The sequence below is a fragment of the Dactylosporangium sp. CA-152071 genome (genome assembly GCF_050936335.1).
GTDB lineage: Bacteria > Actinomycetota > Actinomycetes > Mycobacteriales > Micromonosporaceae > Dactylosporangium > Dactylosporangium maewongense.
The window spans coordinates 5,197,241-5,211,165 of record NZ_JBNJMZ010000001.1 but is presented as its reverse complement, the minus strand read 5'-3'; the positions used below and the strand labels follow the sequence as shown (position 1 = coordinate 5,211,165).

Sequence of the window (13,925 nt, the reverse complement as noted above, 5' to 3'; positions counted from 1 at the left end):
TGCCGTGAGCTCGCCGGGGGCGGCCGGCAGATCGTCAGGGATCACGCGCCGGACGTTACCCGGATAACCCCTCGCGCGCGCCCCCCGGGCGTGCCGTACACTTGGTCATCGTTGCCGCCTTAGCTCAGTCGGCAGAGCGATTCACTCGTAATGAATAGGTCAACGGTTCGATTCCGTTAGGCGGCTCTGGCAACGTCGAAGCGCCCCCCACCTGTAGGTGGGGGGCGCTTTGCATGCCGCCGTAGAACCGGAAGCGGACGCGCTCAGGCGACCAGGGAGATCTCGGGCTCGCGGGGGTGGAACCCGAAGCGGTGCAGGCCGCGCTCGACCCGGCTCGGCCCGATGATCCGGTTCTGCCCGACGTGCGCCGCCGCGGTGGGAACGTCCTTGGACAGGTCCACGTGCTGCGAGTGGAGCATCGACCGCCGGTGCGCCTTGAGCTCGTCGATCGCCGCCTGACGCGCCGCGACGCGCAGCAGGCTCTGGTAGAGCCGGTCCGCTTCGTGCACGAGCATGTTCACGTCTTCGAACTCGTCGCGGTCGCGCTGGGCCAGGATCTGCGAGGTCAGGGTGTTCAACTGGCGTGCGTGGTGGATGACGTCCATGTTGAGGTCCAACGGGCCCGACTGGGTGAGCAGCTCCAGCTGGACCTCGTTGAGGTCGAACTCCATTGCGGCCATGATCGGCTCCTCCTCCGGTTCTGTCGGTTCGGGTCAGTTCGAGCGGCGGCGGATCAACAGGAAGGCGAGGGGCACCGCCGTGGCGACCGCGACTGCGCCCGCGACCAGTGCCCGGCGCCAGTCGGGTGCGACGACGATGACGGCCGCAATGCCGAGGCGACGCTCACCAGGAGGAGCGAAGTTATGAGCAGAACCGACACGCTTGACCATCGGGCCGCCGTCAATGACGACGTCGACATACCGGGGCCGGGTGACCCGGTGGGCGCCGGCGGTGGCAATGGGCTCACGCGAGTGACGGTGAACCTCAACCAGCAGGCCATGAAGGCGCTGGAGCAGATCAGCTCCACTGAGCGGTACAGCAAGACCGACACGATCAACCGGGCGCTGCAGATCTACGCCATCGTGCAGGAGATCATGGACCGCAATGAAGGAGTGCTGCGGGTCCAGCATGCCAATGGCGAGATCGAGCGCATTCACATCATCTGATCCGGGATGCCAGAAGGAAGGCCCGAGGTGTGCTCCTCGGGCCTTCCTGCCCTGGATTCCAGGAGAAACCCGATAGGCATGACGCAACGTATTCAGTTCGTCGCCTTCAGTCAATAGATACTCGCCGGTACGTTGCGGCATTGCTTGCGAAACGCAAAGCCCCCCACCGCCGTGGGTGGCTTTTCTATGCCCTGAAGCCTCTTGAAAGGCGCTCGGGTGGCGTGCAACACTCCTCAGCAGTAGATGGTCGATCGTATACGGTCGACGCTGAGCAGGGGAGATGCCTGACATGGCAGACGCGTTCGACAGGCCGCTCGGTGGGTTCCAGACCAAGGCGGACCTCGTGTACGAGCGGCTGCGCGACGCGATCCTCAGCGGTGAGCTGCGCCCCGGCGAGCGGGTCAACATCGACGCGCTGTCGCGGCAGTTCGGCATCAGCAAGATCCCGCTGCGGGAGGCGATCCAGCGGCTCACCGGCCAGGGGCTCGTGGTGCAGCCCAACCCGCACGCCGGTGCGCACGTGGCGCCCCTGTCGCTGCGCGAGATGCGCGGCGTCTACCTGGCCCGTGGCGCGCTCGAAGGGCTCAGCGCCCGGGTCGCCGCCGCGGTCATCACCGACGCCGAGCTGGAGGAGTTGGAGGAGCTGCACGCGCAGATGCAGTTCCAGCACCAGCGCGGCAAGCTCACCCCGATGTCGGGGCTCAACCGGCAGTTCCACACCGGCATCGCGACCGCCACCCGCTACGCGACGCTCCGCGAGCTGACCGACCTGGCCCTGCTGCGGGTGCAGCACTACCGCGTCGGCGTCCGCGTCGAGCCGGCCTGGGGGCAGGTCATCACCGAGCACGAGGCGATCCTCGGCGCGCTGCGGCGGCGGGACCCCGACGGTGCCGAGCGGGCCGCGCGCGACCACGTCGAGTGGCAGCTGGGCGTGGAGCTCGCCGCCCAGCTCGACCCGGAGCTGATCGACCTGGATGACGACCACCCGAGCGTGATGACATGAAGGACCGGACGTTCGGGTTCCTGCTGACCCTTCCCGCGCTGGCGTTGCTGAGCGCCGTGGTGCTGTACCCGCTGGTCGGTTCGCTGACCACGAGCCTGTTCGACCAGAGCCTGGTGCTGCCGGGGCGCTCGTTCGCCGGCCTGGCCAACTTCGCCGACGTGCTCGACCGGCAGTTCTGGCCGACGCTGCGCAACACGCTCGTCTTCACCGCCGGCGCGACCGTGGCGCCGGTCGTCATCGGCATGGCCCTCGCCCTGGCGCTCAACACGCGACTCAAAGGCCGGGCGGCGCTGCGCGGGCTGTTCCTGCTGCCGTGGGTGATCCCCGGCGTCGTCGTGTCGTTCGTCTGGCTCTGGATCTTCAACGCCAACTACGGCCTGCTCAACGGGCTCCTCACGAGCATGCACCTGATCGACGAGCCGATCGTCTGGCTCGGCAGCCCCGGCACCGCGATGGCCGCCGTCATCGTGGCGAAGACCTGGGCGAGCTTCCCGTGGATCATGGTGATGCTGCTCGCCGGGCTGCAGACCGTGCCCGAGGCGCTGTACGAGGCCGCCGCGCTCGACGGCGCCGGGAGCGTCAACCGGTTCTGGCACGTGACGCTGCCACACCTGCGCGGGGTCCTCGGCATCGTCGTGCTGCTCGAGGTCATCTGGAACCTGCAGCACTTCGACATGATCTACGTGCTGACGCACGGCGGCCCGGCCGGCTCCACGACGACGTTCGCGGTCGCGGTCTACGACACCGCGTTCAAGGCCTTCGACCTCGGCCAGGCGAGCGCGCTCGGCGCCCTGTGGCTGGTGCTCATCCTCGGCCTGACGATCGTCTACGTCCGGTTCTCCGAGCGGGGTGAGCGGGCGTGAGAAAGGCAGCGGCGACCGTCGCGCTCGTCGGCATCTTCGCCTTCGGGCCGGTCTACTGGGTGCTCGTCACGGCGCTGACCCCGACGCACGAGGTGTTCCGGTTCCCGCCGCGGCTCTTCCCGGAGCACCTCACGTTCGAGCACTTCACCGCGATCCTCGACAACGCGAAGCTGCTGCGGTACCTCACCAACAGCCTCATCGTGTCCACCGTGACCGCCGTGCTCACGGTCATCGTCGCGGCCTACACCGGCTACTCCTTCGCCAAGTTCCGCTACCGCGGCCGCCGCTCCCTCATGTACCTCGTCCTGGCCTCGCAGATGTTCCCCCAGGCGCTGCTGCTCATCACCCTGTACCTCGTGTTCAGCCAGGTCGGGCTGATCAACTCCTACCTCGCGCTCATCCTGTCCTTCACCACCTTCACCCTCCCGCTGTGCGTGTGGATGCTCAAAGGGTTCTTCGACACCATCCCCGACGAGCTCATCGAGGCCGCCAAGATGGACGGCGCCGGACAGGGCGCCATCATCCACCGCATCCTGCTGCCCGTCTCCCTGCCCGGACTCGTCGCCACCGGCCTGTTCGCGTTCATCCGCGGCTGGAACGACTTCATCTTCGCCCTCACCCTCGCCGGACCCGACAAACAGACCCTCCCACCCGGCCTGGTCAACACCTACCTCGGCGAGTTCGAGACCGCCTGGCCCGACCTCATGGCCGCGTCCCTGGTCGTGTCCCTCCCCGTCGTCATCGGCTTCACCATCCTCCAGCGCTATCTGGTCGCCGGCCTCACCGCCGGCGCCGTGAAGGGCTGAACACCCCGCCGCTGAACAACCCCTCCCGCTGAACACCCCGCCCCAGCCCAGGAGCACACCCATGTCACTCAGCCGCCGCAACATACTCAAGCTCGGCGCGTTCGGCACCGTCCTCGCCGCCTGCGCCCCATCGACCAGCACCCCGAAGCCCGCCGGCACCGAGGGCCTCAAGGACGACGGCGTCAAAGAGTTCCCGCTGACCAGCTGGGCCTACAACGAGGCCGTGACGAAGGAGCCCCTGCAGGCGGCGATCGACAGGTACGCCGCCGCGAACGCCGGGACGAAGATCAGCACGCCGTCGTACCCGTACAACGACTACCTCAACCAGGTCCTGCTGCAGGTGCAGGGCGGGCAGCTGACCGGCGCCGTCCAGCTCGACGTCGCCTGGCTCGCCACCCTCGCCGCCACCGGCAAGCTCCTGGACCTCAAGAGCGTCGCCGCCGGCCAGGACTACGCGGCCGCCCCGCTCGCGCTCGGCCAGTCCAAGGGCGTGCAGTACGGCCTGCCGTGGACCACCGCCGGCATCGGCCTCATCAGCAACACCGAGCTGCTGACGAAGGCCGGCGTCACGAGCGCCCCGAAGACGATCGCCGAGTTCGAGGCGGCGCTCACCGCCGTCAAGGGCCTCGGCGGCGGGGTCGTGCCATGGGCCGGGATGACGAAGGTCGACCAGCTCAAGGACATCATCCCGTGGCTGTGGGAGTTCGGGTCGCCGATCGTCGAGAACGACAGGATCGTCATCGGCGACGACCCGTCGATCGAGGCGCTCACCTGGTACAAGAAGCTCTACGACCAGAAGCTCATCGCCCCCGACGTCAACCGCGTCGACGCCCGCGCGCTGATGTCCCAGGGCAAGACCGCCTTCTACGAGGACGCCATCGGCGGCCGCGCCGCCGTCACGAAATCCTCGCCCGACAAGGACCTCGGCACGAAGATGGTCCCCGTCGCCCGCCCGGTGAAGAACGCCGGCGACAAGCCCCGCCACCTCGCCTGGGGGCAGATCATCGTGGTGGTCAACGGCGCCGGCGCGGCCGCGGCCGCGGCCTTCGCGAAGACCATCACCACCGACACCGGCTACTCGATCCCGTGGTTCACCAAGGCGGGCCTGCCGCCGACCACGACCGCGGGGCAGGCCGCCACCGAGGTGAAGAACGACAAGTTCGCCACCGACTTCACCAGCCAGATCGGCGTCAACTCCAGCGCCGGCCCGTTCTGGATCTACCCGCAGTTCTCCCAGATGGAGAAGGTCCTGGCCGAAGAGGTCCAGGCCATCCTCATCGGCAAGAAGACCCCGAAGGACGCGCTCATGGCTGCCCGTGACCGGATGAACGCCCTCATCAAATGAGTCTCACCATCGCCTCCGTCGAGGCCATCGCGCTCGCCGCGCCGTTCGCCGACCTCTACGACACCGTCCCGGACTGGCTCACGACCCCCGCGTCGAGCCACCGGGTCCTGCCGCGGCTCGGCCAGTACACCACCCTCGTGCGGATCCGGACGGTCGACGGCATCGAGGGGATCGGCGAGTGTTACGGCCTGCCCGAGCCGCGGGTGACCGCGACGATCGTCGGCACGCTGCTCGCCCCGATGCTGGTCGGGCGCGACGCGGGCGCGTCGGAGGCGCTGTGGGAGCTGATGTTCGGCGCGCAGTCCGGCGCCGGCCGGACCGGCGGGTTCTACCTGGAGGCGATCAGCGGCGTCGACCTGGCGCTGTGGGACCTGCGCGGCAAGGCCGCCGGGCTGCCGGTCCACCGGCTGCTCGGCGGGCCGGTCCGCGACACGGTCCCGGTCTACGCCAGCCCGATCCCGTTCCTGCCGGACGTGGCCGAGTCGGCCGAGCGCGCCCACGCGTTCCTCGACCAGGGCTTCCGCGCGATGAAGCTCAAGCTCGGGCGCGGCGAGGCCACCGACCTCGCCCACGCGTCGGCGGTCGTCGACGCCCTCGCCGGCCGGGCCGCGCTGCACGTCGACCTCAACTGCGCCTACGACGTGAAGACCGCGATCCGGCTCGGCCAGGCGCTCGACGGCCTCGGCGTGCGGTGGCTGGAAGAACCCCTGGCCACGGACGACGTCGCCGGGCTCGCCGAGGTGCGCGCCGCCGTCCGGATCCCGGTCGTGACCGGTGAGAGCGAGTTCAGCCGCTACGGGTACCGCGACTTCCTGCTCGCCCGCGCCGTCGACGTGGTCATGCCCAACCTGGCGCGGGCCGGCGGGATCACCGAGGCGCGGCGGATCGCGGCGCTGTGCGACGCCTTCCACGTCACCGTCTCCCCGCACGGGGTCGGCTCGGCGGTCGGGCTCGCCGCGGCGCTGCAGTTCGCCGCCGCGACCCCCAACGTGCCGATCTACGAGTACAACCGGCTGCCGAACCCGCTGCGCGACGACCTCCCGGTCACCAAACCGTCCCTTGTGGACGGTGCGCTGGCGGTGCCGGAGGGGCCCGGCCTCGGCGTCACGCTCGACGAGTCGCTCATCGCCAGATACGAGGTGTTCAGAGCATGAGAGGGGTGTTCAGAGCATGAGAACGGTCGTGACGGGGGCGGCGGGCGGCATCGGGTCGGCCGTGGCCGCCCGGTTGCAGGCGGACGGCCACGACGTCGTGGGCATCGACCGGCAGGAGGCGGACCTCACCGACCCCGGCGCGGTCGAGCGGGTCTTCGCCGCGATCGGGACCGTCGGCGTGCTCGTCACGTGTGCGGGGCTCACCGAGGGTGCGCCCGTCCACCGCACCGACCCGGCCGACTGGCACCGGATCATCGACGCCAACCTCACCTCCGCGTTCCTGTGCGCCCGCCAGGTGCTGCCCGGCATGACGGCCGCCGGCGAGGGCGTGATCGTCACCATCGGATCCGTGCTCGGGCAAACCGTCGCTCCTGGTCTGCCGGCGTACGCCGCCGCGAAGGCCGGACTGGTGGCGTTCACCCGCCAGCTCGCCGTGGACTACGCCACGCACGGCATCCGGGCCGTGACCGTCTCACCGGGCTGGATCCGTACACCGGCGACCACCGCACGACTGGGTGGTCCCGAGGACGAGGCCCGCCAGCGCGAGGCGCACCTCGGCCGGCTCGGCACCCCCGAGGACGTCGCCGCCGCGGTGTCCTTTGTGGTCTCTCCCGCCGCGGCCCTGCTGACGGCGACCGAGATCGTGCTCGACGGCGGCGCGTCGGCCGTGCAGGCGGCCAGCCTGCTGCGGACCGCCCCGCGCGCCGCCTTAGGTCTTCCACCACTGTGAGATCCGAGAGGAGTTCCACCGCCATGGCACTCACCCGCCGCTCCACCCTCGGCCTGGCCGCATCGGCCGGCGCCGGGGCCGTCCTCGGCACCGCCGCCCGCACCGCACCCGCGTCCGCGGCCGCCGCCGACTACGTCATCCGCCACGACCAGCCCCGCCAGACGATCTGGGGGCTCGGCGTCGAGCTGCAGTTCGACTCGATCGGCTCCGGCAACAACGGGCTGCCCGAGGCCACCACGTCGGTGCCGCACGACCTGGTCACCGAGGAGCGCACCCGGCTCTACCGGGACATGCTGAAGGTCCGCCCCGACCGGGGGTTCCGCTACTGCCGGCTCGCCCTCGGCCTGTACCTGCGCGGCCTGACCGCCGACCGGAAGAACATCGTCGGCCGGTGGCCCGAGCAGATGGCCGAGATCCGCGAGCTGATCCAGCAGTCCGGGATCGAGGGTGTGGCGGCCGAGTACTGGTCGCCGGCGCCCGCCTGGAAGTCCACGAACAGCTACATCGGCGGCACGCTCGCCTCGACCACGCCGGCGGCGCTGGACCAGTTCGGCGACGCGCTCGTGCGCGACATCGAGTACCTGGAGGCCAACGGGATCCCGGTGAAGATGTGGGGGCTGCAGAACGAGCCGCACCTGACCAACCTCGCGTATTCCGCGTGCGGCTACTCCAACGAGCAGTACTACGCCGCGTTCAAGGTCGCGGCCGGGAAGATCCGGGCGAGCCGGCCCGACATCCACATCCACGCCGACTCCAACGCCGGGCAGAACGGCCGCGGCGGCGCGCTCATCCGCGCCGACGCCACCGCGCTGTCCTATGTGGACGGCTGGAGCTGGCACCGGATCGGCGCCGACAGCAACGAGCAGCTGACCGCCGGCGCGTTCACCGGCAACGCGGCCGGGAAGGTGGTCTACAACAACGAGTTCGAGTACCTGTCCGGCGGCACCAGCGACTGGCGGATGATCAACACCGCGCAGTCCATCATGAACTGGATGACGTTCCAGAACTCGCCGACCTGGTTCTGGCTGCACGCGCTCAAGCCCACGTACAACACGGAGGCCGCCGGCTACTCGCTCGGCTTCTGGCGCCCGTACGACGACAACGACTTCACGAAGTACGCGAACATCGCCAAGGGGCACTGGGACTACAACCGCCAGAACTGGCACGCCGTCGCCGGCTTCGTGCAGTACCTGCCGTGGAACTCCGTGCGCCACCACGTCGACGAGGGCACCGTGCGCCAGGACCAGCGGATCATGGCCTGGAAGACGCCGCAGGGCAAGCTGGTCTTCGCCTTCACCAACCGGGGCACCGCATCCGTCTCGTACACCGTGGACACCGGCTCGACGCGAGCCTTCCACGGGCAGCAGTACACGCCGTCGCAGTACAACAGCGGCCTCGGCGACAAGACCGGCCCGGTCCTGGCGCTGACCCTGCCGCCGAAGTCCATCCAGTTCTGGATCGAGAAGGTCTGAGACCGCTGGTCATGCGGGCGGGAACAGCAGCGGCGAGTCGTGCTCGCGGAACAGCGCCGGCCGGGCGAGCAGGTGCGTCCGGCCGCGGGCGAACGCGTCCGGCACCGCCCAGCCGGCGAACAGCCCGAGGTAGAAGCCGACGCTGAACTCGATCGCCGCCTCGTCGCCGATGCGGTAGCGCATGCCGACGACGTGGTCGATCCGCGCCGTCAGCGCCTCGGCGAGCCGCTGCGAGTAGCAGGCGTTGAGCACGACGCAGCGGATCGTCGAGCTGTGCTGGCCGAACAGCCCGGCGAGCCCCTCCGGGGTGACCTTGGTGCTGTTGCCGGTCTCGTCCTCGACGCACAGGTTGCCGTCGCTGTCGCCGTGGCCGGAGAAGTGCACGATCTGCGGCTCGTAGTCGACGAGGGCCTGGCTGATGTCGTCGAAGCGGGCGGCGAGGAAGGGCTCGATGCGGTACTGGTCCCGGTGCCGGCTCAGCTGGAGCCGCTCCTTGACCTTGCGCATCTCCAGGTCCGACCGCAGCTGCGGCAGGTTGCGCGGGCTGGCCGCCAGGTACAGGACGGTCTGCACCGACGGGGACTCCTGCCGCGGCTCGACCGCCCGCACGACGACGGTCGCATGGTCCTCCTGCCGGGCCGTGCGGAGGTCCCCGCCCAGGTCCCGGTAGCCGTACGTGGTGCTGACGGTGACCGGCACGTGCCGCCCGCCCTGGGCCGCGTTCACCGCGAAGGTGCACCTCGCGGTCGCGCCGTCGGCCAGGACGGCGATCCGGGACCGCTTGCCGTCGCCGGAGAAGGGGCCGACGACGTCGACGATGACGTCGTCGAGCGGGACGCCGGTGGTGTTGGTGACCCTGACCGACAGCTCGTCCCACGCGCCGAGGTCGAGCTCGCGGTCCTCGCACTCGACGCGGAGGCGGCCGGAGGGCTGCTTGCGGCGCTCCGGCGCCGGCGCGGCCGTCGCGGTCAGGCCGGCGCGGAAGTCGTTGACCCGCACCGGGCTGTCGTTCTCGTCGCGGTAGGAGAAGTTGGTGCTGGTCAGCTCGAACGCGCCGGCCCGCCGGGCGGCGACGGTGACCGTGTGCGTGTGGGTCTGGCCGGCCCGGATCGCCGGGATCTCGACCTGGCCGGATCCGCTCATCAGCACGACCCCGGTCGGCAGCCGCAGCTTGAACACGACGTTGAAGCACGAGCCGCGGCCGGTGTTCGCGAAGCGGATCGACAGCGGCGTCGCACGCCCGGCGACGACGTCGCCGGGCGTGACGGAGACCTCGATCATGGCCGGACGACCGGTCGGGGGTCGGCCCAGCCGTGCCGCTTCACCGTGCCCTTGTGGAACCTGTCCACGCAGTCGCGGCAGTGCATGGCGGGCCGCGGCACCGTCAGCCCCGTCGCCGGTGGCGGCACGTCCGGCAGCACCGACAGCACGTGGGTGAACTCGGCGAACGCGTCGTCGGCCGCGACGACCCAGCCGTGCTCCTCGCACACCGGCATGCCGCAGTGGTGGCACACGAAGATCTGGTGAACGTCGCGCCCCTCGCCGTTGACCCCGCACTTGATGTTCATCGTGACGCCTCCAGCCTGCTGAGCTCCGATTCGATCCGGGCGACGATCCGGCCGTGCGTGTCCTCGTTGATCCGGCCGTTGATCACCGCGTCGTCCGCGGCCTCCCGCTGCCGGACGAGCTCGGCGCGCCGGTCTCCCGGCGCCGGCCCGCCGTTCGACGCGACCGGCACAGGCGCGACCGGCACAGGCGCGACCGGCACAGGCGCCGCCGACACGGGCACGGTGGGCATGGACCCGGTCTGCATGGGCACGGCCGTCGCGGACACGGCGGGCATCGGGTCGGCCCGCACGACGTGCTCCGGGACGGTGTCGACCAGCTCGCCGTGGTGGATCTTCTCCGCCGCCCCGGGCAGTGCGTGCCGCCGGACGGTCCGCTCGGCCCGGGCGGCCAGCAGGTCCGTGACCCTGGTGTGCAGGCTGACCCAGGTGTCCTCGATCCGCCGGAGCAGCTCGTCGCCCTGCAGGTCCGTCTCGACCGTCGCGTCCGCGAGGTCCATGACGGCGCCGGTCGTGTCGGAGGACTCCCGGCTGTCGACCAGGGTCCCCTTGGCGTACGCGCCCTTGACCGTCACCTGCACGACCGTGTTGCCGGTGAACCCGTCCTGCACGGCCATCTCGTCGCCGCGCAGGTTGATGTCGAAGTCCATCGGGAAGAGCCCGACGTACATCCGCCCGGCGATGTCCCAGACCCGGTTCACCACACCCATCCGGACGTCGTCGCGGAACGGTGGGTGCTCCACGACGCTCTTCACGTAGTAGCCGTCGGAGCTGATCGCGTTGGTCAGCTCCGCGACGGTCCGCGAGTCGGGCAGCACCCCGTGGAACTCGTCCGCCCGGTGCCGGCCCTGCGCGAGGTCGCTCTCGTGGTTCTCGTCCGGCACGACCCGGTCGTCCTGGTAGCGGATCGAGCGGAGGCTGGCGTCGAAGGTCACCGCCACCTTCGTCTGCGTCTTCGGCCGTGGCGAGTGGCCGGGCCCGCCGCCGGGCAGGTAGACGCCGACGCCGGTCACCCCGGACAGCAGCCCCTCGAAGGTGGCCTCCACCTTCCCGGAGAGCGTGAGCCGGCTGCGGCTGCCGTCGTCGTCCGGGTCCGTCGACTCCGGCACCTCCGTGATGGGCCGCTCGAACCGCAGCTGCAGGGTGAGGCTGCGCGCCCCGGGCTGCGGCGGCGGCAGCTGCTTCCAGCGGATCGTCCGCCGCCCGCCGGACCGCCCGATCGCCACCTGGCCGGGTGCGGAGCTCTCCACGGTGCCCCAGCTGGCCGGCACCTCCAGCTCGATGAGGTCGAACACGGCGAGGCTGAGCCGCTGCTCCCGCTCGGGGCCGAGCCGGTTCCAGTGCAGGTCGATCTCCAGCGCCCGCCGGTCCGACGCCGGCACCAGCGACGGCACGATCCACAGTGGAATCTCGCGCGGGCTGCGGCGGTCCTGCACCTCGTAGTCGATCGCGAGGGTGCTCTCGCGCTGCGGCAGCTGCGGGTCGGCGGGGAACAGCTCGTGCTCGTCGGCGGACTCGCCGCCGATCGAGACGCCGGTGCCGCCGCTGAGCACCGGCGCCTGCCCGGCCCGGAACGCCAGGCCGACGTCGCCCTGCAGCATCAGGTACCCGCCGGAGAACGGCACCGGCTCGGCGGCCGGTACCCCGAACTTCCTGCGGTAGGCGCGGAGCGCGGCGTGGCCCTCGTTGGCCGACATCTCGGCCGTCAGCTGCCCGGTGAGGGACTCGACGGTGCTCGTGTACTCGCCGTCCTCGAGCCGGACGTACCCGGCGAGCCGCTCGAGCAGCTCGACGGTGTTCACCTGCGGGACGAGCGGCAGCGGCGGGCGCACGATCCGCGTGGCCATGGCCCGGCCGAGCAGCCAGGCGCCGCCGCCGACCAGCCCGCCGGTCAGGATCAGGAACAGGCCGAACTTCGCGGCGACGCACAGCAGGAGCAGCCCGAGCACGGCGGCGCCTGCGCCGGCGTACACCCAGGGCATCAGGCTGCCGCGGACCATGTGCACGTGGTCCTTGCAGTGGTAGACGGCCTCCCGCAGGCCGCCCAGGTGCAGGCCGGCGAGCTCCTTGCTGGCCGGGCGCGCCTCCTCGGCCGACCCGCCGGGCATCCGGACCAGCGTGCCGCCCTGCCGGTAGGCGAGCGGGCTGTGGTGGTCGCACATCGGCCGCTGGCAGTGGTGGCACACCGCGAAGACGCGGTCGGACCCGCACTCGTAACAGCGCACCCGTGGCGCGCGGTCCACCAGTTCTTCAGTCATGATCCCGCCGACTTCCTGGACAGTTGGTGAGAGTGGTAGCGCTCGCGCAGCTTGCTCTGGAATGCGTTGATCTCGCGGGTGAGCTCCCGGTGGTCCCGTGGCAGCGTCGCCATGACGGACACCTTGAGCCGGCCGCTGTCCCTGATCCCGCTGACCTCGTAGTCCGAGCGCAGGAGCTGCTTGTGACCCTGGGTGGTGCGTTCGCCCTCGACGGCGACCAGGAGGTCCAGGCTGTCCGGCCCCTGGCTGCGGTGCGCCACCACCAGCCACGTCGGGGCGAGCGGGTCCTGCGGATCCTTCGGCCGCGGCTCGTCGACCGTGAACCTCGAGTTGCGCAGCACCGTGACGACGTCGGTGATCCGCTTCTCGTCGGGGAGGATGTCGTCGACGACGAACTGGTGGTAAGGCGAGAACGCCCGCCCGGCGAAGATGTCGGCCGGGTAGACCATGGTGCGGACGTTCAGCTTCGTGGCCAGCTTCGGCTGCGTGCGCTGCGGGTGCCCGGTCGCGTCGTAGAGGCGGGCCTCCATCCCGGACAGCAGGTAGTCCGGCACCCGCACCCGGGCGGTCACCTCGAGCTGGTCCTGGTCGAACAGCTCGCCGGGGTGCCCGATCTTCAGCAGGCAGTTCGCGCTGAGGAAGACCCGGGTGCCGGCGCCGTTGCCCGGCCCGCCCTCCTTCACCTCACGCATCGGGACGGCCTTCCACTCCAGCCGGCCCTTCACCGGGTTGTACCGCACGGGCGCCCGGCGGATCCGCTGGTCGGGCTTCCCGCCGAAGTTCTCGATGTACAGCTCGGTGCTGCGCATCGAGGTGAGCGTCGGCCACTCCACCGACATGTCGGTGACCGAGGGCCGCAGCGCGGGGTAGCCGGCCTTGACCGGGATCGCGATCTTGACCCGGAACGTCAGCAGCAGCGCGCTGGAGAAGCTGGCCTCCTGCTGGAGCCGCTCGATGACCAGTGACGGGTTCTCCCGCCCGCGGGTCATCAGCGTCTGCATGGTGTCGAACGTGCCGGTCAGGGTGTCCAGGTCGTCCAGCTCGACCGTCAGCGCCACCGGGTACACCGGCGGGTTCTCCGGCTGGTAGTCGAGCGTGACGACGCTCGCCTGCCGGCCGCCGCTCAGGTCGAGCGTCCCGTCGCGGTCCGCCACCGGGATGCTCAGCGGGACGAGGCCGGCCTGGCCGTGCGGCCGCATGACGTTGCGCAGGCCCGACGTGTTCGTGTGGTCGGCGAGCAGCAGGTGCCCGATGGTGGCCCGGCGCTCGCCCGGGGCGCCGCGCGCGCCGAGCGCCCGCTCCACGTCGGCGACGGCCTGCCGGGTGAAGAACTCGTACCCGTCGTACGGGACGGTGGCCTCGATCCGGCCGGCGCCGTCGCCGACCTGTTCGATCGTGGGGTTGCGTGAGATCTCCTGGTCGACGGCGTAGGTCTCGGTCAGCTCGACCTTCTGCGGCGTCGCTCGGACGTACACCGTGTCGTCGCCACGCGCGCGCCGCTGTCCAAGCATGGACACGTCACTCAGCCTCCATCGGGATGTCGGGCGTTCACTCGCACGCGGC

At 70.6% G+C, this 13,925-nt stretch carries 13 protein-coding genes and 1 tRNA gene; 9 read left to right on the top strand and 5 right to left on the bottom strand.

Features of this window, described 5'->3' with window-relative positions; translation table 11 throughout:
• Positions 1 to 113 precede the first annotated feature (113 nt).
• Positions 114 to 186, top strand: a tRNA-Thr gene (locus ACQEVZ_RS23310).
• Positions 187 to 263: 77 nt separating this feature from the next.
• On the opposite strand, the gene ACQEVZ_RS23305 is transcribed toward ACQEVZ_RS23310, so the two are convergent.
• Positions 264 to 680: a hypothetical protein gene (locus ACQEVZ_RS23305; RefSeq protein WP_344514183.1), complete on the bottom strand. Its 417-nt coding sequence runs from the start codon at positions 678 to 680 to the stop codon at positions 264 to 266.
• A 183-nt stretch (positions 681 to 863) separates the two neighbouring features.
• Here ACQEVZ_RS23305 and ACQEVZ_RS23300 point away from each other — a divergent pair, with 183 nt between their 5' ends.
• The 8 genes from ACQEVZ_RS23300 (at position 864) to ACQEVZ_RS23265 (ending at position 8,539) form a co-directional block, all read left to right on the top strand.
• Entirely contained in the window at positions 864 to 1,166 is a 303-nt protein-coding gene (locus ACQEVZ_RS23300; RefSeq protein WP_344514187.1) for a hypothetical protein, read from the top strand.
• Between the two features lie 280 nt (positions 1,167 to 1,446).
• Complete coding sequence (locus ACQEVZ_RS23295) at positions 1,447 to 2,169, top strand: GntR family transcriptional regulator (protein ID WP_344514189.1); 723 nt, start codon at positions 1,447 to 1,449, stop codon at positions 2,167 to 2,169.
• Positions 2,166 to 3,032, top strand: coding sequence for a carbohydrate ABC transporter permease (locus ACQEVZ_RS23290; protein ID WP_433369835.1), 867 nt, complete (start codon positions 2,166 to 2,168; stop codon positions 3,030 to 3,032). The genes ACQEVZ_RS23295 and ACQEVZ_RS23290 overlap by 4 nt, the downstream gene beginning before the upstream one ends.
• Positions 3,029 to 3,838: a carbohydrate ABC transporter permease gene (locus ACQEVZ_RS23285; RefSeq protein WP_433369832.1), complete on the top strand. Its 810-nt coding sequence runs from the start codon at positions 3,029 to 3,031 to the stop codon at positions 3,836 to 3,838. The genes ACQEVZ_RS23290 and ACQEVZ_RS23285 overlap by 4 nt, the downstream gene beginning before the upstream one ends.
• 61 nt (positions 3,839 to 3,899) lie before the next feature.
• On the top strand, positions 3,900 to 5,183 hold the full coding sequence (locus tag ACQEVZ_RS23280) for an ABC transporter substrate-binding protein (RefSeq protein ID WP_433369829.1): 1,284 nt from the start codon (positions 3,900 to 3,902) through the stop codon (positions 5,181 to 5,183).
• Complete coding sequence (locus ACQEVZ_RS23275) at positions 5,180 to 6,337, top strand: mandelate racemase/muconate lactonizing enzyme family protein (RefSeq protein ID WP_354901143.1); 1,158 nt, start codon at positions 5,180 to 5,182, stop codon at positions 6,335 to 6,337. Before ACQEVZ_RS23280 ends, ACQEVZ_RS23275 begins: the two co-directional genes overlap by 4 nt.
• A 16-nt stretch (positions 6,338 to 6,353) precedes the next feature.
• Positions 6,354 to 7,067: an SDR family NAD(P)-dependent oxidoreductase gene (locus tag ACQEVZ_RS23270; RefSeq protein WP_433369825.1), complete on the top strand. Its 714-nt coding sequence runs from the start codon at positions 6,354 to 6,356 to the stop codon at positions 7,065 to 7,067.
• A gap of 23 nt (positions 7,068 to 7,090) precedes the next feature.
• Positions 7,091 to 8,539, top strand: a complete 1,449-nt coding sequence (locus tag ACQEVZ_RS23265) for a hypothetical protein (RefSeq protein ID WP_433369823.1) — start codon at positions 7,091 to 7,093, stop codon at positions 8,537 to 8,539.
• A gap of 9 nt (positions 8,540 to 8,548) precedes the next feature.
• Here ACQEVZ_RS23265 and ACQEVZ_RS23260 read toward each other — a convergent pair whose 3' ends face one another.
• From ACQEVZ_RS23260 to ACQEVZ_RS23245, 4 genes are read right to left on the bottom strand one after another with little or no spacing between them, the layout of a single operon-like run.
• Complete coding sequence (locus ACQEVZ_RS23260) at positions 8,549 to 9,820, bottom strand: CHAT domain-containing protein (protein ID WP_433369820.1); 1,272 nt, start codon at positions 9,818 to 9,820, stop codon at positions 8,549 to 8,551.
• Complete coding sequence (locus tag ACQEVZ_RS23255; protein ID WP_344511380.1) at positions 9,817 to 10,107, bottom strand: hypothetical protein; 291 nt, start codon at positions 10,105 to 10,107, stop codon at positions 9,817 to 9,819. The genes ACQEVZ_RS23260 and ACQEVZ_RS23255 overlap by 4 nt, the downstream gene beginning before the upstream one ends.
• Entirely contained in the window at positions 10,104 to 12,362 is a 2,259-nt protein-coding gene (locus tag ACQEVZ_RS23250) for a hypothetical protein (RefSeq protein ID WP_433369817.1), read from the bottom strand. The genes ACQEVZ_RS23255 and ACQEVZ_RS23250 overlap by 4 nt, the downstream gene beginning before the upstream one ends.
• Positions 12,359 to 13,879 (bottom strand): hypothetical protein, encoded by a 1,521-nt coding sequence (locus tag ACQEVZ_RS23245; protein WP_433369814.1) that lies wholly within the window; start codon positions 13,877 to 13,879, stop codon positions 12,359 to 12,361. The genes ACQEVZ_RS23250 and ACQEVZ_RS23245 overlap by 4 nt, the downstream gene beginning before the upstream one ends.
• Positions 13,880 to 13,925 lie beyond the last annotated feature (46 nt).